Below are 19,132 nucleotides of genomic sequence, written 5' to 3' on the forward strand. Positions count from 1 at the left end.
GGAAATAACCGATTAATGCTCTACTACACAAGATAAACGGCAAAAGCGTATTAACCTCCTCAACCTAGCCAGTCTTATCACTAACCCATCACTCCTCAATACCTAATTCTTTTAATTTACGGGTTAAGGTATTACGCCCCCACCCTAATAGTTCGGCTGCTTCAATTTTGCGCCCGCCGGTTTTATTTAATGCCGCTTGTAATAAGACGCGTTCGAAAACAGGGGATAATTCATCTAATAACGCTTTTGAACCATTATTTAAGCGATGCTCAGCATAATGTGCTAGGGCTTTACTCCAATCAGCGGGAATTTCTACATTTTGATTCGGGGGATCAATGTAGCGCAGCTCAGTAGGTAGATCATCCATGACGACCTCTTGACCCGAAGCCATAACGGTCAACCAGCGACAGGTATTTTCTAATTGGCGCACATTGCCAGGCCATGGCAAGGTCTGCATATACTCACAGACGGCGGTAGAGAGCGTTTTCGTCTCCACCTGTAACTCTTCTGCGGCTCGATGGAGGCAATTCACCAGCAATAGGGGAATATCATCGCGTCGCTCACGCAAGGGCGGATTATGAATTCGGATCACATTCAAGCGATGAAATAAATCCTCCCGAAAGATGCCCTTACGGACTAACTCTTCTAGCTTTTGGTGGGTTGCAGCAATAATCCTTACATCGACCTGTACTGGCGTATGCCCACCGACGCGATAAAAGGTGCCCTCAGCTAATACCCGCAATAAGCGTGTCTGTAACTCGGCAGGCATATCACCGATTTCATCTAAGAATAAAGTCCCGCCATCAGCCTGTTCAAAGCGCCCTTTACGCTGGGCATAGGCTCCGGTAAAAGCCCCCTTTTCATGCCCAAAGAGTTCTGACTCTAATAATTCGCGCGGAATCGCAGCCGTATTGAGGGCAATAAAGGGCTTATTCGCACGCGGGCTATGGGTATGTAGTGCCTTCGCGACTAACTCCTTACCTGTCCCGGACTCCCCTGTAATCAATACCGTAATACTGGATTTAGATAAGCGCCCGATAGCCCGAAATACATCCTGCATCGCGGGTGATTGACCAATAATATCGCGCGATACCAACATGTCATTATCAATAGGCTTAGGTACGGCCTTATCATAGACATGGCTCGCCCGGCGTACTAAATCGACCGCTTCATTGACATCAAAGGGCTTGGGTAAATACTCAAAAGCGCCTCCTTGATAAGCCGATACCGCACTATCGAGATCGGAATGCGCGGTCATAATAATGACGGGGATATTGGGATAGTCACGCTGCATACGTTCTAATAAACCAATGCCATCCAAACCGGGCATACGAATATCGGTCAATAGCGCAATGGGTTGTTGTTGGCGCAGGGCTGCGAGTACTTGATCACCACTTTCAAAGCTGCGTACTTTCATATCCGCACGCTGTAGGGCACGTTCTAATACCCAACGGATCGAGCGATCATCATCGGCAATCCAAATCATGTTTTCGGGCATAAGGCTTTCTCCTTGCCGTATGAGTAAGGGATTAAGATAGAAAACCAGGTATTGCCCGGCTCTGATTCGTGGTGAATAACTCCACCGTATTGACGCATAATGGATTGCGCGATAGATAAACCCAGCCCCGTCCCATCGGCATAGCCACTGACCATCGGCAAAAATAATTTATCGCGTAAATGTTCAGATATGCCCTCACCATCGTCACCAATCTCAACTTTCAGAACTAGACGATGGCGTTCTTGACGAATGGTAAATTGACGTATGACACGCGTACGTAACCACACTGTCCCTTTATAGTGCGTGGCACGCACCGCATTATTCACTATATTGAGGCATACCTGAATAAGCTGCCCGCGATCAATCATGACATCGGGAATACTCGGATCATAATCCAGCTCAAACTGCACTTGATTAGTGCTATCGCTGCTGACTAGATGACGCACATGCTCTAACACCTCATGAATATTCACCCACTCCATATTCGGGATCTGACGAGGACCGAGCATATTATTGACTAAGCGTTTCAAGCGATCGGCTTCGGTAATAATGATCTGGGTATATTCTTTTAAGGCGGGATCGGGTAGCTCGCTTTCTAATAATTGAGCAGCACCTCTTAATCCACCTAAGGGGTTTTTAATTTCATGGGCAATCCCTCTGATCATTTCATGGATGGCTTGCTGCTGAGTAAGTAGCTGTTTTTCACGTACAATTCTAAGCTGGCGATCAACGCGCCATAGCTCTAGAAGCAGCTCACCCTCGTCGGCATCCAAGAGTGGGGTCACAATACAATCGACGGTAATATTTTCTAAACCGATTAAATCAACCGCACACTCACGGATCACATGAGGTTCGCGCAGACCACGGGCTAACTGTAATTGCTCAGCAAAGGCGTCACCCTTTACTAACTGTAAGAAGGGGTGCTTCAAAGAACGTTGGACACTTTGTCCTAATAATACTTCTGCTGATTGATTCATGTAGGTGATATGCAGATTATGATCTAAGACCACAATAGCGCTGGTCATAATATTCAGCAGATCATTGATTACTCTCATTAAGGACTTACCTATTTTAAGTATGCATTAGCTAGGTGATTTTGCCTTATCCGATGCAAGTATCACGCCATATCTCAGATCTTATAACTATGCTAAGCGTTATAAGCTTGCTCTATCAAAGTTTAGCCCTAGTAGAGCACTCTTTTTGAGCATTACTATCTCATTTTGCATACCCACGATCTGCTCCATTTATCAAGCTATCATAACCCTATGTTAAACATACAAATAATTATCACTAAAGTACGACTCTCACCGCGCACTCATTTTTTTCTATCTTATAATTAATAAAAAGTATTCAGACCCACACCGCTTTGTTGGGCTTTTTGAGGGACATTAGTAACTTTCACCGATGCAAGGATGGATAGCATGAGTGATTTGCAGCTTTGGATATACATTATCGTTGGGATTAGTTTTGGCTTGTATTTGGCGATTGCCATTTGGGCGCGTGCTGGGACAACGAGCGAATTTTATGTGGCTAATAAGGGTATTCACCCCATAGCTAATGGCATGGCAACCGCCGCCGACTGGATGTCAATTGCCTCTTTTATTTCTATGGCAGGTATTTTAGCTTTTAGTGGTTATCAGGGTTCAGCGTTTATTATGGGCTGGACGGGAGGCTATGTCTTACTTGCCTTATTAATTGTGCCTTATTTACGTAAACTAGGACAGTTTACCGTTCCGGGTTTTATTGGGTTGCGCTATTACTCCAATACTGCACGCTTAATTACTGTAGTTTGCCTATTAACTATTTCTATTATCTATGTTATAGGGCAAATGAAAGGGGTCGGTGTGATCTTTGCTCGCTTTTTAGATTTATCTGTTGAGCAAGGATTATTAATAGGTATGGCTATTATCTTTATTTATGCTGTAATGGGAGGTATGAAGGGGATTACCTATACTCAAATTGCTCAATATGTCGTGTTAATTTTTGCTTATACTATTCCTGCTATTTTTCTTTCTATTCAACTCACCGGGCAAGTAATACCTCAACTAGGTCTAGCCAGCCATTTAAGCAGCGATCCTTCTCTGTATGTGCTCGATAAACTAGACCAAGCTATTACGGATCTCGGTTTTAAAGCCTATACCAGTACTGATGTTAATAAATTTAATATGGTGTTATTAACTTTGACACTAATGATGGGTACCGCCGGATTACCGCATATCATTGTGCGCTTTTTTACTGTTCCCACGGTACGCGGGACACGTAGTTCAGTGGGTTGGACTTTATTGTTTACTGCCATTCTCTATACCACTATTCCTGCGGTAGGCGCTATGGCACGGCTTGATATTACTGATGCGATTCAACTTAAACCACCTAGTCAGCCAGAGGCTAATTTAGTGTATGACTATAGACCCAATTGGATGTTTACTTGGGAGCAGATCGGCCTCATTGAGTTTGATGATAAAAATCAGGATGGCCTCGTTCAATATTATGATGATAAGGGCTTAAGTCAAAATGAAGCCAAACTTAAACAAATTAGCGCTTCTGGCACGGAGACCCAAATTGCTCAAGCCAAAGCCAATTTAATCGCCTCCCAACAAGCACATGAGCAAAGCCCCTTCCCACAGTATGGCTGGAAAGGTAATGAGCTAGTGTTGCCTAACGATATGATTATGTTAGCAACTCCTGAAATTGCGGCGATGCCCAATTGGTTAGTCGCTCTCACGGTTGCTGGAGCGATTGCAGCGGCTCTCTCGACGGCGGCGGGTTTATTGCTCACTATTGCCGCAGCCATCTCCCATGACCTAGTTAAATCGGTGCTCAAGCCAGATTTGAGTGAAAAAGCTGAGCTAATGATTGGGCGCATTGCCATGACGCTGGCTATTCTTATGGCAGGTTATTGGGGACTCAAACCGCCCGGCTTTGCGGCAGAGGTGGTAGCCTTTGCCTTTGGTTTAGCGGCAGCTTCCCTCTTTCCTACCCTATGGCTGGGTATCTTTTTCAAACGAATCAATAAATATGGCGCGATTAGCGGCATGCTTGCCGGATTTGTGGTAATTGTTGCCTATATTATTTGGTTTAAAGGCTGGGGATTTATTCCCGAAACCGCCATGGCACCTAATACGGCTCAATATTGGTTATGGGGTATTGCACCAGAGGCCTTTGGCGTGGTGGGTGCTGTAATTAATATTGCGGTAGCCTTCACCGTATCCGCTCTGACTCCCCCTATTCCACAAGGAACCCAGCATCTTATTGATGAAATGCACGCCCCAGCACGATAGCTAGTCCTATGACAAAATAAGGGCTTAATCTGTAGGAGTCATTTAGCTAGCATGGTTAAATGACTCCCGTAAATTCCTTTTGAGTTATCTCCCTAGAGCTATTAAAATTCTAATTCTCAGGAGGAGATAGATAACATGCAGATGCCCATTACATTTTACTATCAAAACACTCACACCTCAGCTTATGAGCTGCTTTTACACGCTATTCAACAATCTGCTTGTCATGCCTTAACCCAATACTATGATGCTTTTACTATTGATGTGTATGCCTTACTAGATAAGCCACGCTCAAAAATTGTAGCGATTGATTGGGATAATACCATCACCGCTGACCTAGTATTTTATCGACAACTCATTGATACCTATCAACAATATGGCTGGACTCCCATCATCTGTACCCTACGCTCTCCCAGCCTAGATAACCTGACCGAAATACGCCACGCCCTAGAGCGCCATGACATCTCTATCTATGCCACCGATGGGTATGCCAAACAAGCCTTTCTCAAACGCCATAAAATCGATGTACACTTATGGCTTGATGATTATTTCCCAGCAATCTGCAAAGAAGGCTGCGCGTTATTGAGGCAAAATGGCATCACCTATAACAATCCCCACTGAGGGCTTATTAGAACGTTTTTTAGCAAATGACTTTGAGCAGATCTTTTGCGAAAAATGTATGAATACTTTTCTGACTAATGTTTATGATCATGGCGATTATGTCATTCTAGAAAAATTCTCCCTAGGTTTAGAATACTATCGCGATGCTATTAAACATAAACATATTCAAAGCACTCCCGCTTTTACCTTATTAGGTGTATTAGACGGTTTCAAAAACGAAGTGCTTAATCCTGATATTATTCAACTCCGCACCCATGAAGAACCAGATTATCGCTTAATCTATATCATGGAAAAACTCACTCATCTCTCCGAAGCAGACGAGCAATTTTTTACTAATCGGGTGCATGGGTTAAATTGGCTCGATGAGGCAAAACGTCATCTCACCCTTGAGTGGATCGAAGAGAAATATGGTCTGGTACTCGCACAAGATATTCGTCAACTATGTCGCTATTTTCGTGAAAACCAAGATTATATTGAGTGGGACTTACATGGCGATAATCTCATGCGTCGTCCCCAAACTCAGGAGCTGGTCATTTTAGACCCTTATACACTCAACCAAACGGATGATTACGACTATAGACTAGAAGACGACTACCAACATCCTTCTTAAATCACCCCCTTTTTAGCGCTCTGTATATAGACAAATACCTAAAAATAGTAGCTTTATACTGGCCTAATAGGGATTCTGACATAATAATACCCTGTTACTATCACGGGAGTTTATTATGCTGTTATCGCTTGCAGCAATTGTCTTAGGATTGATTATTTTAGTGTGGAGTGCTGACCGCTTTGTGGATGGCGCTGCTAACACGGCTAAATACATGGGTATGTCACCCTTATTAATTGGCATGTTAATTGTGGGGTTTGGCACTTCTGCCCCCGAAATGGTGGTGTCAGCTATTGCCGCACTCGATGGTAGTCCGGGATTAGCATTAGGTAATGCCTATGGCTCTAATATTTTTAATATTGCCGCTATTCTGGGTATTACCGCCTTAATCGCTCCTATTATGGTTAATTCTAGTATTATTCGCAAAGAGTTACCTGTTTTATTAATAGTGACTTTATTAAGCGGATGGATCATTTCGGATGGTAATATTAGCCGTTTAGATGCTGGCTTATTATTAGTTATCTTTGCCGGATTAATCGGTTGGTCTATTTATCTAGATCGTAATAAAACCTCAGATGAGTTAGCGCTTGATACCGAACACCAGCTTGAAAATCAAACCATGAGCAAAAAACAAGCTTGGGTATGGTTAATTATAGGGCTACTCTTATTAATTATTAGCTCGCGTTTATTAGTATGGGGTGCTGTTAATATCGCGCAGCAATTAGGGGTTAGTGATCTTATTATCGGTCTGACCATTGTTGCATTAGGTACGTCCCTCCCTGAGTTAGCCACCTCGATTATTGCCGCACGTAAAAATGAACATGATATTGCTGTGGGTAATATAGTAGGGTCTAACTTATTTAATACCTTAGGTGTCGTCGGTATTGCTGGGGCTATTCACCCGATTACTGTAGCGAGTGAAGTGCTGACTCGTGATTGGACATTAATGTTGGGATTAACGATTTTATTGTTTATTTTTGGTTATGGTGTGCATAAACGTGGACAAATTAATCGTATCGAGGGTGGAGTTTTACTAGCGATTTACCTGATTTATACCGGCTGGCTGATTAAATCGGTACTGTAGGTTTATTAAGCTGATTAGCGCTTCATACACAGTAGCAGATATGCAGATTGAGTACGGTATTACTGTACTCAATCTGACAGAGACAGGGTGCTTTTGGCTGATAACTAACGCTCACTAAGCTGGCGTTACTATCACTAAACCCGCATCGGGTACAGCATCTACTAGCGCATAAGGCGCACCGACATAAGTAATGACCTGTACTGGTATTATTTTACCATTTTGCACGGCTTTAAGATTTGTGCCCCATGAGGTATCTAAACGGATTTTAATCGTGAGGGGGAAGTTAAACCACCCATCATACATTTGATCTGTGACTTCAAAGCGGATTTGCTTATTTTGCACGGTTAAATTGCTAATTTTTGCAGTTGCATACTGTTGAGCGTATTTAGCGATTTGAGTAAAAGTACCCACCCAAACATCGGCTGACTTCTTTTTTAAATGTTGGAATACTTGACGCATATAATCTTTAGTCGCTTGATCCGGCAAATGGTGCATATGACCACAATACCAAGCGCGATAATTGATTTTATTATTCACATCAAAAATACTATCAAAATAAGCAAAAGTCGTTGTGCTATTAAAAAAGTTGCGTAAATTACTAATCGAAGGGACAGCCATAAAATCAACTTTATTAATAGCCGCAATCGCTCCAATTACATCACGTGCTGCTAGGAAATATTTGGCAGCCTCAGCACGATCATTGAGTGTTTTAATACACTCGCACCTTGAACCGACTTTATTAGTTTTAAACCCAAAGGGATAAGCGTGTGTTACCACCTGAGCATCTTTTAAATTATCCATCATGACTTCAACCGACTGCCTATACTCACGCTGGATATAAAACATCGCATCGCATAGATGGCTATAACCATGTGATTGAATATCATGCCCTGCATTTAATAACGCTTGCCAATTCGCCCAACTTTCATTTTGCCAGCTAACCTGATTGCCAATAACAAACCAAGTGGCCTTAAAGCCAAACTCATCGCAGAGTTGTGTCCAAAACGGATGATCTTGTATATGGTTATCATCAATCGTCAGACTAAAAGCGGCTAACTTATCGTCCTTCCACATACAAATACTGGCTTCACCAAGATTATTAGGCCAGACGCGCCCCGTAATAGTATAACGTGCAATACCTTTAGGGTCGGGTAGGTTTAATAGCTGCCCGGGACGACTGATAGGGAGAGGTACAGCCCGCAGAGTAGGAGCCTCCGCCGAACGCAAGGTGCTTTCTGTAACACTCGTCTCAGCAGCCGTTGGTTCTCTATTAGACTCGTTATCAAATACCACATTAAGGCTATTTCTTAAGTCCTCATAGGCTTGAGCCTCTTCTGGACTTAGGGCTGCTGTGTCAGCCGTGTTTGAGGGTTGCGGTGAAGTAACAGGTTGTATTCCTAACTTGCCGAGTAATATTTGCCACCAACTTCCACTTTGATCTGCCATGCTCACTTCCTTGGATTTAATAGAACTATCTCTATTGCTAATAGACTATGGACAATGTTTATTCAAACCGTTTCAATCACTTTTATAGCAGGAGGTAAGCGCTATGTTAGTACTCAGCGAGATATTATTACGCTCAGGTGATGAAATTCTGACCTTTGCCGTATTAAAACAAACGATTCAGGCCATGGCTATAGCAACAGGTCAATTACACTTTCAAATTGATATAGAACCACCAGCCTATCACGATCGTCCAGAGGATTGGTATGAACAATTAGAACAAGCTTTTATGGAGGCAGGGCGCTAATAATGTTTTGGCAAGAAGAAGATACAAAACCCCAACCGCATACGGTGTCTGATGAAGTTGTTGATCTAGGGTTTACCATGCAGTGTAAACAGCTCCCTATTGATCATGCTTGGGCATTACAAACCGCGTTACTAACCATATTACCTTGGCTTGCCGAGGAGCCTCTAGCTCGTATTCACTCGATTCATGTAGCCGAGAGTAGTAATGGCTGGATGCGCCCTGATCACCATCAGGAACAAGTCCTTATTCCCTCACATCGTACGAAACTCTATTTGCGCCTACCCAACACGCGCCTCGCACAAGCCCAGCAACTAACCGGACAGACCCTTCTGTTAGACTCTTATACCCTCACCCTAGGGGCAGCCAAGGTGCGGCACTTACAGCATCAAGCGGTCGTCTTTGCGCGTTATATTGCTTGTTTACCGAATGAAACAGAGGAGCAATTGCTACAACGGATGGCAGATGAGATTCAACAACTTACGGGGGTTAACATAAAAAAAATGCTCTGCGGTAAATCCCATTATCTATACCACCCTCAACACCCGCTGCTCACGCGGCAATTAATGCTCGCCGACCTAGATCACGCTACCTCAATTAAATTACAGCAATATGGCCTAGGCACAGAGCGCCTCATGGGCTGTGGGATCCTCCTGCCGCATAAAGGTATTCAAGCTCAGAATAGCTAAATCCCTCCTGCGTTAAACAGATTACCCTATCCCCATTGAGGAGTAGGCATAGCGGTATATGCGATTTATGCTGCTAGGTAGTCTATCACTAAGAGATTAACGACAATGAGCACACGCAAACAAGAATTGATTCAAGAAATGCTAGCTATGCAGTCTAAATTCATTGCTTACGAACACTCAGGTGAATTTAATGCTGAAGACTATTATGTAGGTGAGTGGCAAACCTATCGAGAACGCTATACCCAATTAGCCGCTGAAGTACGTGAGCTTGCTTCACAAGAAGCGAATTTCTGGAAATAAGTCCCTACATCCTGTCGAAGCATACAAAAGCAAGCATAGGCGGGTATTTCTGGAGCAGTCTTGGCGGCAGGGATGCCGCCTTGTAGCGTACAGGGAGGTATTCACAGCGGCTGCGGAAGAAATACCCGCCTACGCTTGCTCAAGGGCGACACCACCGTTTCAATCCTCGCTCACATAACTCATGGCTTGCATCACCACGCGAATATCCGCCTCTTTTTTATGCGCCTGCTCACTAATATGGCGTCTAAAACGTTTAGCACCTGCCAAACCTTGAAAGAGTCCTAAAATAGGTTTAGTCAAATGTTGTAAAGGCACTCCTAGGCTAAGTTGTTGCTCGATGTAGTCTAGATAGGCCGTTAGCACCTGCTTACGCTTAGTAAATCTTGCAGGTACTGCATACAGGAGCGGGTCAACTTGTGCTAATAGCCACGGATTATGATATGCCTCCCGCCCTATCATAACGCCATCAACATAGTTTAAATGCTCCAGACACTGTTCTAAGGTTGTGATACCGCCATTAATAATAATGTCTAGTTCGGGTAAATCTTGTTTTAGTTGATAGACTAACTCATAGCGTAAGGGAGGAATTTCCCGGTTTTCTTTTGGGCTTAGCCCCTTTAGCCATGCTTTGCGGGCATGGACAATAAAAGTTTTACAACCTGCTGCCGCCACGGTTTGTACAAAGTGGTGCATAGCTGCATAGTCTTCTTGATCATCAATACCAATACGATGTTTGACGGTAATAGGTAGGGTAGTAGCGGCCTGCATCGCTTGTACATTGGCGGCAATCAGTTCAGGCTCTGCCATGAGGCAAGCCCCAAAAGCCCCTTTCTGTACGCGCTCACTCGGGCAACCCACATTGATATTAACCTCATAGTAGCCGGCTTGCTCTGCTAGTTGAGCACATTGTGCCATTAGGGCAGGCTCACTCCCCCCTAACTGTAAAGCTAGCGGATGTTCTGCCCGATCAAACTGTAAATGGCGCTGAGTATCACCGTGAATGAGCGCACCTGTTGTCACCATTTCGGTATACAGCACCGCCTGAGTGGTTAATAAGCGGTGAAAATAACGACAATGGCGATCTGTCCAGTCCAACATCGGGGCAACAGTAAAACGATGGTTCATACTTAATCAGCAATAGAATCACTAAAAAAGGCCATACTGTAGGAGGAATGCTAAATAAGGTCTAGCACTAATCTTCCATTCAGGATCATGGCGCTAAGGTAACCGCCATAGATTCTACATAACAAACAATCATAATTAGGATTAGATTATGGGTGATTTAACTTATTATCTCATTGGGCTAATAGTCATTGCATTGCCCTGTCTTATTTTTTATCGTGTTGGTGTCGATGTCGGAATGCAACGAGGTATTAAGCGGCAAATGATGCGCCAATTAATTTCACGGGGTATTATTGATCCCTCGCATAGTTAAACCCGTTATAACGGTTGACAGTGAGGGCAGTACCAGCTTGAGCGTTGCCCTTGCTTAATCTGTACGATAGGTGTCTTACACTGCACACAGGGTTGTCCTTTACGCCCGTAAACATTGAGTGCCAATTGAAAGTACCCACTTTGCCCTTCTTCGCGCACAAAATCCTTTAAAGTCGTTCCACCCTGAGTAATCGCGGCAGTTAGGACTTGTTTAATATATGTGCATAAACGCTCATAGGCAGCTTTTGCAAGCGTTCCAGCAACGGTTTGAGGGTTAATACCGGCTAAGAATAGCGCCTCATTAGCATAGATATTACCCACTCCTACGACTATATGAGCATCCATAATAAAGGCTTTAATGCTAACTTTTTTACCTTGCGCCCGTGTCCATAAATAGTCAGCGGTAAAACCAGCCTCTAACGGTTCAATACCTAATTTAGCTAATAAGGGATGCTTTGCTGGTGGCTCCGTTGTCCACAATACCGCGCCAAAACGCCTTGGATCGTGAAAGCGCAATACTTTGCCATTGGCTAGCACAAAATCGATATGGTCATGCTTACGAGGTGGGGTATCTAAAGTGCAAATACGTAAACTACCCGACATGCCTAAATGGATCATTAGGGTGCCGCGTAGGGTATGAATGAGAATATATTTAGCCCGCCGCTCAATCGTTTGAATGGTTTGCCCGACTATTTGAGGCAATTGCTCCGATACCGGCCAGCGTAACCGAGGCTGGCGTACTTCAACCGCAATAATCTGACTAGACTGCAAATAGGGGGCAATACCTCGACAGGTCGTCTCGACCTCTGGTAATTCTGGCATAAAACCTAGAGCAAGGCGCTATACAGGAATTTGAGAGCTATTGACAATTTTATTGAGGCCTTTCAGCACATCTAAGCGTGTAATAACGCCGACGACTCGATTATCATCAATCACAGGATAGCGGCGATAGTTATCGGACATAAACATTTTCGCAACATTAATAATATTATCGGTGGTCTCAACGACTCGCACATCACGCGACATAAGTTCGCCAACGGTACCGCGCCAACCGCTATTATAGCCTGAGTTCATCGCGACATGAATGCAATCTGATACCGAGACAATACCGACTAGATTACCAATATTATTTAATACTACCGCACTAAAGACATTATACTGGGTAAAAACCTCCACTGCTTCACGCACATTTTGATCTTCACGCAAGGTCGCTACTTTCGACGACATATAATCACGAACCAAAGTAGGTACTTTAGACATAATTGATCACACTCCTTTTAAGTCACTTGGGTCAGGGGATATTACTCTATCTTGCTTAATCTATTAAACGATTAATTACTTGTGAAGATGGAGTTGACGATGATGGTTCAGATGCCTCAGCCGCTAAACGTTTCAAACGCTTTTCACAGGGCTTTGAACAAGAACAACTCGATTTTTCAAAGCCTGGTACTGAGGATAAACCACCACAGCTACCTTTAATAGATTTTTGACTAAAAATCCAGCCAATTGAAAGTGCAGCGACGGCTAGGGTGAAGATAATGAAAGTAACGAGGAAGGTAAGCATAATCAAGAGACTCCCACAACATGGGTTGTATAAAAAAAATACAAAAATATTGACAAAAATGATTTGCTGCAATGCAATAAAAGCGCTATTATAACTCTTGATTAGATCAGTCTAATCACTCCTCCTAGCGGTTGGGGCGAATACAACGTTCGCCCCTTTTAAAATTCTCCTCCTAGAACCTACCCCTCCTAACGGGTCAATTCTTGATCTGCTGCTACCTAGCGTTATACATGCCAGATCGTACTATACTCACTTTTGAAAGCCAACTGAATTTACCATTAAGAACCCTACTAATGGTCTGAAAAAACCATTAGCAGGTAGTGATGGAAACTAACTAACCACCAAAATCATCCAACATAATATTTTCACGCTCAACACCAAGATCTACTAACATATTGATCACGGCGGAGTTCATCATAGGTGGCCCACATAGATAGAACTCACATTCCTCAGGTGCAGGGTGATCCTTGAGATAATGATCATATAAGACATTATGGATAAAGCCGGTATAACCTTTCCAATTATCTTCCGGTAAAGGATCAGACAAGCCCATATGCCAAGTAAAGTTAGGATTCTCAGCCGCAAGTTGATCAAACTCACCCACATAGAATGCTTCACGCAGGCTACGTGCGCCATACCAGAAAGACATTTTGCGATCCGTCTTAATACGCCGTAATTGATCATAAATATGTGAGCGCATCGGTGCCATTCCTGCACCACCACCCACAAAAATCATTTCATTATTCGTTTTACGGGCAAAGAACTCACCAAATGGCCCTGAAACTACGACCTTATCGCCCGGTTTCAGATTGAAGATAAAGGATGACATTTTACCAGGTGGAAGATCGTTACGTCCGCCGGGTGCTGTAGCAATCCGCACATTCAACATGACGATATTATTCTCTTCAGGATAATTCGCCATCGAGTAAGCACGTAGCACCGGCTCGGTTACCACCGACTTAGTATCCCAAAGCTTATATTTATCCCAATCATCCCGAAACTTCGTTGGAATATCAAAGCTGGAGAAGTCTACTTCATAAGGTGGACACTCGATTTGAATATAACCACCTGCGCGGAAATCGATGGTTTCGCCTTCGGGTAACTCTAAGACTAGCTCTTTAATAAAAGTAGCGCGATTTTCATTAGAGCGTACAGTACAAAGCCATTTCTTAACCCCAAATACTTCGTCAGGCACATCGACTTTCATATCTTGTTTAACGGCTACTTGGCAGGCTAAACGCTCACCACAAGCTGCTTCACGACGATTAATATGTGCCTCTTCTGTTGGTAGCAGTGTGCCACCGCCTTCGAGTACTTTGACTTTACACTGTCCGCATGTACCACCACCGCCACAGGCAGAGGATACAAACAGACCTTTATCCGCTAACGCGCCTAGCAATTTCATGCCCGGCTTAACCACTAAATCCTTCTCATTATTCACTAAAATATGCACATCGCCGGAAGCTACTAATTTAGAGCGGGCGTATAAAATAATGAACACCAATGCAATAATAATGGCGGTAAAGAGAATAATACCTATACTAACGGTTTCCATGTATTCCCCTTATAATTGAATGCCAGAGAAGGACATAAAGCCTAATGACATTAGCCCTACTGTAATGAAAATAATACCCAAACCTTGCAACCCGGCAGGTACATCACTGTATTTCAAGCGCTCACGCACCCCGGCTAATATTACAATAGCCAACATCCAGCTAAATCCACTACCCACACCATAGACCACACTTTCCACAAAGGTGTAATCGCGTTGCACCATAAAGAGCGTCCCCCCTAAGATGGCACAATTAACGGTGATCAGTGGTAAGTAGACCCCTAATGCCTGATACAAGGCGGGAACATAACGATCTAAAAACATTTCAAGGATTTGTACAATCGCCGCAATCACCGCGATATAAGAGATCAAACCCAAGAAGCGTAAATCAACACCCTCAATCAGAGCATTCTCTTTCAGTAGGTTAAAGACTAAATTATTCACCGGCAGGGTAATGGTTTGCACAATAACAACCGCAATACCTAAGCCAATCGCTGTTTCGATTTTTTTGGAGATGGCAATGAACGTACACATTCCTAAGAAGAATGTAAGCGCCATATTCTCAATAAAAACCGCCTTAACAAACAAACTCAATAGTGCTTCCATAATTATCTATGTCCTAAAGCTTGTTTATCATGAATACGGAAGTCCGCTTTTTCTTGTTGTGCCGGGTATTTGGTACGAATCGCCCAAATCATTAAACCAATTAAGAAAAAGGCACTTGGAGGCAGCAATAATAAGCCATTAGGTACATACCAACCGCCCTTGCTCACTACCTCTAAAATAGGTACTCCCATTAACGTTCCCGCACCAAATAGCTCACGCACGATGGCTAGGCTTATCAAAATCAAGCTATAGCCTAAGCCCTGACCCACACCATCTAAAAAGCTCATGACGGGTGGATTTTGCATGGCATACGCTTCAGCACGACCCATAACAATACAGTTGGTAATAATTAACCCTATGAATACAGAGAGCTTTTTGGCAGTATCAAACGCATAGGCGGTCAGTACTTGATCAACGATAATAACCAAAGAGGCAATAATCGTCATTTGGACAATAATACGAATACTATTAGGGATTTGGGTACGCACCATACTAATAAACATATTAGAAAAGGCGGTTACCGTGGTCAAAGCTAATGACATCAGTAAAGCTGATTTTAGTGAGCCTGTGACTGCTAACGCTGAACAAATCCCTAAAATTTGAAAAGTAATGGGATTAGTAGTAATTAAAGGATCGATTAGTACTTTACGTACTTCGGAATTCCATCCTGCTGTTATTGATGCACTCATGCACCACCTCCATTACGTAGTTTTTGGAGATAAGGACCAAAACCATCCTTACCTAACCAAAAATGTAATAAATTATTAACACCATTACTCGTTAAGGTTGCACCTGATAAGGCATCAACCTGATGTTTAGACCGAGGATCATCCGCAGGTGCTACCGTCTTAGTTACTTGAATAACTAAATTACCCTGCTCATCATACAAAGTCTTGCCCGGCCATTTAGCCTTCCACATCGGATTATCGACCTCGCCACCTAACCCTGCAGTTTCAGCTTGCTCATAAAAGCCTAAACCCACTACGGTATTTAGATCGCCCTCTAGAGCAAGAAAACCATATAAGGTTGACCAAAGACCATAACCAGATACCGGTAAAATAACCTTTTTAAGCTGATCATTTTCTTTTACCAAATACACGGTTGCATATTTAGCACGGCGTTTAATAGAGGCTATATCCTGCTCACGGGTTAATACCACATTTTGCTTAGGATCTATGGCAGCCGCCCGCGCATCAAATTTTTCTGGGTCAATATCATTCACATACTCACCCGTTTGCAGATCAACGACTTTTGCCTCTACATTTTTAAAGGCTTCGTCGATAGGCGTTCCCGGCGGTGCTAATTGACCAATGTCTATAATATTCTGTTTACGATTGAGTGTTTTATTAACATCTTGAATCGGTTTGAGTGCAACGGCAGTGGTAGATACCGCGACCGCACACACTAAACACAAGGCTAAAGCAACGCCTACGGTTTTTTTAGTGCTATCATTCGGCAGTGCTAAAAACTCATCTATTTTAGCTTTAATACTCATACTTTCAGCCCCTTAGGTTGTTGGCGCTGCTCACGACGCTTAATATTAAGCTTCATCACACCATAATCGATCAGTGGTGAAAACATATTGGCAAAAAGAATGGCTAGCATCATGCCCTCAGGGAAAGCAGGATTGACCACACGAATCAAGACCACCATCACCCCAATTAAAATGCCAAACCACAAGCGTCCGATATCGGTATGAGCCGCCGTGACGGGATCGGTTGCCATAAAGATCATACCAAAGGCAAAACCACCCATGACTAGATGCCAATACCACGATACCCCAAACATATGATTGGTGGAGCTACCGATTAGGTTTAATAAAGTCGACATTAATACCATACCGACAAAAACCCCGGTCACAATACGCCAGCTAGCAATTCGAGTATAGAGTAAGAATGCCCCACCGAGGAAAATCGCTAACACCGAAGTCTCGCCAAGTGAGCCTGGTTCAAAGCCTATGAAAGCATCCCACCAGCTCAAGCCTGTGGTAGTTACCGCATTAATCCCACCCGCAGCAGCTACTGCTAAGGGTGTAGCACCCGAATAGCCATCTACCGCAACCCAAACCGTATCACCTGACATATAAGCAGGATAGGCAAAGAATAGGAAGGCTCGTCCAGCAAGCGCTGGATTGACGAAATTCTTACCTGTACCACCGAATACTTCTTTGCCTAAGATGACCCCAAATAGAATACCTAAACCCACCATCCATAGAGGTGTAGTCGGTGGTAGGGTTAAAGAGTATAAAATCGAAGTAACAAAAAAGCCTTCATTCACTTCATGCCCACGTACTAAGGCAAAAATGACCTCAGCAATACCACCTACAATAAAGGTAGTCATATAAATGGGTACGAAATAGAGAAAACCATGAAAGAGGTTATTAAAGAAACTATCAACATGATAGCCAAATAGACTCATAATCGCATGACGCCAGCCTTCTTGATTAGCCAGCAGCGCGGGGTTGTCATGTAAGACTAAATTAGCTTGATAGCCCGTGTTATAACAGGCCATAAACATCACGGGAAAGGTGGCTAACCATACATAGCCCATCACCCGTTTTAAATCTAAGGCATCGCGCACATGCGGTGCGCCAATAGTTTTATTAGGTGGGCTATAGAGTAAGGTATCCACCATCTCAAATAAGCCATAGTACTTATGGAATCGCCCACCATCCGCAAACATAGGCTCAATACGATCTAGTAAATTACGTAATGCTTTCACTACCTAGTCCCCTCTTTCAATCATACGCAGGCACTCACGTAGTGCTGGGCCATATTCGTATTTGCTATGACACACAAAAGTACAAAGCGCTAAATCTTCCTCATCTAGCTCTAAGGCACCCAATGCTTGAGCCATTACCGTATCGCGCACTAATAAAGAACGTAGTAATTGCGTCGGCAAAATATCTAACGGCATCACCTGCTCATAATTCCCTATCGGAACCATGGCGCGATGACTACCATTTTGCGAGGCGGTCATAGAAAACTGTTCATGACGCACTTTGGGATTAAGGAAGACATTAATCGCTGAGAATTGATTGAGCCAAGGATTCAGCCAATGTAAAAATAAACGCGGTTGCTCTTCTTTAATCACCGACACTTGTTCGTGATAGCGTCCTTGATAGGCACTATTACCCGCAGCACGATGTCCTGCGAGTACCGACCCCGAAATGACCCGGCAATCCTCTTTGGTATTGAGCTCATTCATGACAAAGTCATTGGTATTCGCGCCAATACGAGTACGTATCAGACGAGGTTTGCTAATCACAGGGCCTGCAAGAGAAATAATGCGTTCTACCCACACCTTTCCCGTGGTGAAGAGTTTGCCCATAGCAATCACTTCTTGGGCGCTGAGATAGAAAACGGTCTTACTATCACTAACTGGCTCTAGATAATGGATATGCGTCCCTGGCAAACCGGCGGGATGCGGGCCTGAAAAGGATTCATAGCGAATATTATCGAATGTGACCTTAGGGATATTCGACCCCTCGGCATAACACACATATACCACCGGGGCTAGACGCGAGAGCACTGCTAAGCCGTTTTTAAAGTCCGCACTATACTGCTGTATAACGACGGCGGGATCAGCCGCTAATGGGCGGGTATCCATGGCTGTTACAAAAATAGCACTTGGTTTAATGTCAGCCGCAGGTACTTTACTATAGGGTCGGGTTCTAAACCCTATCCATGCACCTGAACTTTGTAGCTCATCACGAATCGCCTGCTCATCTAGAGTCAAGAGTTGCTCAGGCGTATAAGCCGGAAATTCAACACTTTCCTCGTTTTCATCTAGTTCGATGACTACCGAGTTTAACACCCGTTGAGCACCACGATTAATGGCTTTAATAACACCAGCGCCCGGAGCGGTAAAATTAATGAGGGGATTTTTACGATCAGTGAATACGACTTGTCCTATCTTAACATGGTCTCCTACTTGTACCTGCATAGCAGGTCGTAAGTCATGGAAATCACGCCCAAGAATAGCAACTTCTCGTGTTGGCTGATGGCTGTATATTTTCTGCTCAGGTTTACCAACCAGAGGCAGATCCAGACCTTTGCTAATTTTCATTGCGTTAATTCAATGCCTGTTTTCTACAAAAATGGTAGTCAAAGCGTGGAGTTAGATTGTAAAACCTCCAGCGTTTTCAAAGCTCGC

The 19,132-nt window shown here is 43.6% G+C and carries 21 protein-coding genes; 8 read left to right on the forward strand and 13 right to left on the reverse strand.

Going from position 1 to position 19,132, the window contains the following annotated elements:
- Nucleotides 1-88: 88 nt before the first annotated feature.
- Together ntrC and glnL are read right to left on the reverse strand one after the other, a co-directional pair.
- Nucleotides 89-1,498 (reverse strand): nitrogen regulation protein NR(I), encoded by a 1,410-nt coding sequence (ntrC, locus tag A3IK_RS0100740; protein ID WP_020558040.1) that lies wholly within the window; start codon nucleotides 1,496-1,498, stop codon nucleotides 89-91.
- A complete protein-coding gene (gene glnL, locus A3IK_RS0100745; protein ID WP_020558041.1) occupies nucleotides 1,483-2,553 on the reverse strand; it encodes a nitrogen regulation protein NR(II) in 1,071 nt (356 codons plus the stop codon). Before glnL ends, ntrC begins: the two co-directional genes overlap by 16 nt.
- 366 nt (nucleotides 2,554-2,919) lie before the next feature.
- Between glnL and A3IK_RS0100750 the strand changes: the two genes are divergently transcribed.
- From A3IK_RS0100750 to A3IK_RS0100765, 4 genes are all read left to right on the forward strand, one after another.
- Nucleotides 2,920-4,776 carry a sodium:solute symporter family protein gene (locus tag A3IK_RS0100750; RefSeq protein ID WP_020558042.1) on the forward strand — a complete coding sequence of 619 codons (1,857 nt, stop codon included), beginning with the start codon at nucleotides 2,920-2,922 and terminating at the stop codon, nucleotides 4,774-4,776.
- A gap of 135 nt (nucleotides 4,777-4,911) precedes the next feature.
- Nucleotides 4,912-5,394: a hypothetical protein gene (locus tag A3IK_RS0100755; protein ID WP_020558043.1), complete on the forward strand. Its 483-nt coding sequence runs from the start codon at nucleotides 4,912-4,914 to the stop codon at nucleotides 5,392-5,394.
- Nucleotides 5,366-6,004 carry a hypothetical protein gene (locus tag A3IK_RS18105; RefSeq protein ID WP_020558044.1) on the forward strand — a complete coding sequence of 213 codons (639 nt, stop codon included), beginning with the start codon at nucleotides 5,366-5,368 and terminating at the stop codon, nucleotides 6,002-6,004. The genes A3IK_RS0100755 and A3IK_RS18105 overlap by 29 nt, the downstream gene beginning before the upstream one ends.
- A 115-nt stretch (nucleotides 6,005-6,119) precedes the next feature.
- Nucleotides 6,120-7,085, forward strand: coding sequence for a calcium/sodium antiporter (locus A3IK_RS0100765; RefSeq protein WP_020558045.1), 966 nt, complete (start codon nucleotides 6,120-6,122; stop codon nucleotides 7,083-7,085).
- Nucleotides 7,086-7,199: 114 nt separating this feature from the next.
- On the opposite strand, the gene A3IK_RS0100770 is transcribed toward A3IK_RS0100765, so the two are convergent.
- The gene (locus A3IK_RS0100770) at nucleotides 7,200-8,531 is read right to left on the reverse strand and encodes a polysaccharide deacetylase family protein (protein ID WP_020558046.1); all 1,332 of its coding nucleotides are present in this window, start codon (nucleotides 8,529-8,531) and stop codon (nucleotides 7,200-7,202) included.
- A 103-nt stretch (nucleotides 8,532-8,634) separates the two neighbouring features.
- Between A3IK_RS0100770 and A3IK_RS0100775 the strand changes: the two genes are divergently transcribed.
- The 3 genes from A3IK_RS0100775 (at nucleotide 8,635) to A3IK_RS0100785 (ending at nucleotide 9,821) form a co-directional block, all read left to right on the forward strand.
- Nucleotides 8,635-8,835 (forward strand): hypothetical protein, encoded by a 201-nt coding sequence (locus tag A3IK_RS0100775; RefSeq protein WP_020558047.1) that lies wholly within the window; start codon nucleotides 8,635-8,637, stop codon nucleotides 8,833-8,835.
- 2 nt (nucleotides 8,836-8,837) lie between these two features.
- On the forward strand, nucleotides 8,838-9,521 hold the full coding sequence (gene cas6 / locus A3IK_RS0100780; RefSeq protein WP_020558048.1) for a type I-MYXAN CRISPR-associated protein Cas6/Cmx6: 684 nt from the start codon (nucleotides 8,838-8,840) through the stop codon (nucleotides 9,519-9,521).
- A gap of 105 nt (nucleotides 9,522-9,626) precedes the next feature.
- Nucleotides 9,627-9,821, forward strand: a complete 195-nt coding sequence (locus A3IK_RS0100785; RefSeq protein ID WP_020558049.1) for a hypothetical protein — start codon at nucleotides 9,627-9,629, stop codon at nucleotides 9,819-9,821.
- Between the two features lie 159 nt (nucleotides 9,822-9,980).
- Here the strand turns inward: A3IK_RS0100785 and dusA are convergent, their stop codons facing one another.
- Nucleotides 9,981-10,946, reverse strand: coding sequence for a tRNA dihydrouridine(20/20a) synthase DusA (gene dusA / locus A3IK_RS0100790; protein WP_020558050.1), 966 nt, complete (start codon nucleotides 10,944-10,946; stop codon nucleotides 9,981-9,983).
- A 148-nt stretch (nucleotides 10,947-11,094) separates the two neighbouring features.
- On the opposite strand from dusA, the gene A3IK_RS21235 reads away from it, so the two are divergent.
- Nucleotides 11,095-11,256, forward strand: coding sequence for a hypothetical protein (locus tag A3IK_RS21235; RefSeq protein ID WP_020558051.1), 162 nt, complete (start codon nucleotides 11,095-11,097; stop codon nucleotides 11,254-11,256).
- 5 nt (nucleotides 11,257-11,261) lie between these two features.
- Here A3IK_RS21235 and mutM read toward each other — a convergent pair whose 3' ends face one another.
- From mutM to A3IK_RS0100835, 9 genes are all read right to left on the reverse strand, one after another.
- A complete protein-coding gene (gene mutM, locus A3IK_RS0100800; RefSeq protein WP_020558052.1) occupies nucleotides 11,262-12,077 on the reverse strand; it encodes a bifunctional DNA-formamidopyrimidine glycosylase/DNA-(apurinic or apyrimidinic site) lyase in 816 nt (271 codons plus the stop codon).
- Nucleotides 12,078-12,095: 18 nt separating this feature from the next.
- Complete coding sequence (locus A3IK_RS0100805; RefSeq protein WP_020558053.1) at nucleotides 12,096-12,515, reverse strand: CBS domain-containing protein; 420 nt, start codon at nucleotides 12,513-12,515, stop codon at nucleotides 12,096-12,098.
- A gap of 55 nt (nucleotides 12,516-12,570) precedes the next feature.
- Nucleotides 12,571-12,819: a (Na+)-NQR maturation NqrM gene (nqrM, locus tag A3IK_RS20620; RefSeq protein WP_083915641.1), complete on the reverse strand. Its 249-nt coding sequence runs from the start codon at nucleotides 12,817-12,819 to the stop codon at nucleotides 12,571-12,573.
- 334 nt (nucleotides 12,820-13,153) lie between these two features.
- Nucleotides 13,154-14,374 carry an NADH:ubiquinone reductase (Na(+)-transporting) subunit F gene (gene nqrF / locus A3IK_RS0100810; RefSeq protein ID WP_020558054.1) on the reverse strand — a complete coding sequence of 407 codons (1,221 nt, stop codon included), beginning with the start codon at nucleotides 14,372-14,374 and terminating at the stop codon, nucleotides 13,154-13,156.
- A 9-nt stretch (nucleotides 14,375-14,383) separates the two neighbouring features.
- A complete protein-coding gene (nqrE, locus tag A3IK_RS0100815) occupies nucleotides 14,384-14,977 on the reverse strand; it encodes an NADH:ubiquinone reductase (Na(+)-transporting) subunit E (RefSeq protein WP_020558055.1) in 594 nt (197 codons plus the stop codon).
- A gap of 2 nt (nucleotides 14,978-14,979) precedes the next feature.
- Complete coding sequence (locus A3IK_RS0100820) at nucleotides 14,980-15,666, reverse strand: NADH:ubiquinone reductase (Na(+)-transporting) subunit D (protein WP_020558056.1); 687 nt, start codon at nucleotides 15,664-15,666, stop codon at nucleotides 14,980-14,982.
- Nucleotides 15,663-16,472, reverse strand: a complete 810-nt coding sequence (locus A3IK_RS0100825) for a Na(+)-translocating NADH-quinone reductase subunit C (RefSeq protein ID WP_020558057.1) — start codon at nucleotides 16,470-16,472, stop codon at nucleotides 15,663-15,665. Before A3IK_RS0100825 ends, A3IK_RS0100820 begins: the two co-directional genes overlap by 4 nt.
- A complete protein-coding gene (locus A3IK_RS0100830) occupies nucleotides 16,469-17,698 on the reverse strand; it encodes an NADH:ubiquinone reductase (Na(+)-transporting) subunit B (protein ID WP_020558058.1) in 1,230 nt (409 codons plus the stop codon). Before A3IK_RS0100830 ends, A3IK_RS0100825 begins: the two co-directional genes overlap by 4 nt.
- 3 nt (nucleotides 17,699-17,701) lie before the next feature.
- Nucleotides 17,702-19,045, reverse strand: coding sequence for a Na(+)-translocating NADH-quinone reductase subunit A (locus tag A3IK_RS0100835; RefSeq protein WP_020558059.1), 1,344 nt, complete (start codon nucleotides 19,043-19,045; stop codon nucleotides 17,702-17,704).
- Nucleotides 19,046-19,132 lie beyond the last annotated feature (87 nt).

Source organism: Thiofilum flexile DSM 14609 (assembly GCF_000380185.1).
GTDB classification, from domain to species: Bacteria; Pseudomonadota; Gammaproteobacteria; order Thiotrichales; family Thiotrichaceae; genus Thiofilum; species Thiofilum flexile.

Bases quoted from the DNA above. Each gene is read 5' to 3' on its own strand.
- ntrC (WP_020558040.1), bottom strand. From the start codon at position 1,498: ATGCCCGAAAACATGATTTGGATTGCCGATGATGATCGCTCGATCCGT.
- glnL (WP_020558041.1), bottom strand. From the start codon at position 2,553: ATGAGAGTAATCAATGATCTGCTGAATATTATGACCAGCGCTATTGTG.
- A3IK_RS0100750 (WP_020558042.1), top strand. From the start codon at position 2,920: ATGAGTGATTTGCAGCTTTGGATATACATTATCGTTGGGATTAGTTTT.
- A3IK_RS0100755 (WP_020558043.1), top strand. From the start codon at position 4,912: ATGCAGATGCCCATTACATTTTACTATCAAAACACTCACACCTCAGCT.
- A3IK_RS18105 (WP_020558044.1), top strand. From the start codon at position 5,366: ATGGCATCACCTATAACAATCCCCACTGAGGGCTTATTAGAACGTTTT.
- A3IK_RS0100765 (WP_020558045.1), top strand. From the start codon at position 6,120: ATGCTGTTATCGCTTGCAGCAATTGTCTTAGGATTGATTATTTTAGTG.
- A3IK_RS0100770 (WP_020558046.1), bottom strand. From the start codon at position 8,531: ATGGCAGATCAAAGTGGAAGTTGGTGGCAAATATTACTCGGCAAGTTA.
- A3IK_RS0100775 (WP_020558047.1), top strand. From the start codon at position 8,635: ATGTTAGTACTCAGCGAGATATTATTACGCTCAGGTGATGAAATTCTG.
- cas6 (WP_020558048.1), top strand. From the start codon at position 8,838: ATGTTTTGGCAAGAAGAAGATACAAAACCCCAACCGCATACGGTGTCT.
- A3IK_RS0100785 (WP_020558049.1), top strand. From the start codon at position 9,627: ATGAGCACACGCAAACAAGAATTGATTCAAGAAATGCTAGCTATGCAG.
- dusA (WP_020558050.1), bottom strand. From the start codon at position 10,946: ATGAACCATCGTTTTACTGTTGCCCCGATGTTGGACTGGACAGATCGC.
- A3IK_RS21235 (WP_020558051.1), top strand. From the start codon at position 11,095: ATGGGTGATTTAACTTATTATCTCATTGGGCTAATAGTCATTGCATTG.
- mutM (WP_020558052.1), bottom strand. From the start codon at position 12,077: ATGCCAGAATTACCAGAGGTCGAGACGACCTGTCGAGGTATTGCCCCC.
- A3IK_RS0100805 (WP_020558053.1), bottom strand. From the start codon at position 12,515: ATGTCTAAAGTACCTACTTTGGTTCGTGATTATATGTCGTCGAAAGTA.
- nqrM (WP_083915641.1), bottom strand. From the start codon at position 12,819: ATGCTTACCTTCCTCGTTACTTTCATTATCTTCACCCTAGCCGTCGCT.
- nqrF (WP_020558054.1), bottom strand. From the start codon at position 14,374: ATGGAAACCGTTAGTATAGGTATTATTCTCTTTACCGCCATTATTATT.
- nqrE (WP_020558055.1), bottom strand. From the start codon at position 14,977: ATGGAAGCACTATTGAGTTTGTTTGTTAAGGCGGTTTTTATTGAGAAT.
- A3IK_RS0100820 (WP_020558056.1), bottom strand. From the start codon at position 15,666: ATGAGTGCATCAATAACAGCAGGATGGAATTCCGAAGTACGTAAAGTA.
- A3IK_RS0100825 (WP_020558057.1), bottom strand. From the start codon at position 16,472: ATGAGTATTAAAGCTAAAATAGATGAGTTTTTAGCACTGCCGAATGAT.
- A3IK_RS0100835 (WP_020558059.1), bottom strand. From the start codon at position 19,045: ATGAAAATTAGCAAAGGTCTGGATCTGCCTCTGGTTGGTAAACCTGAG.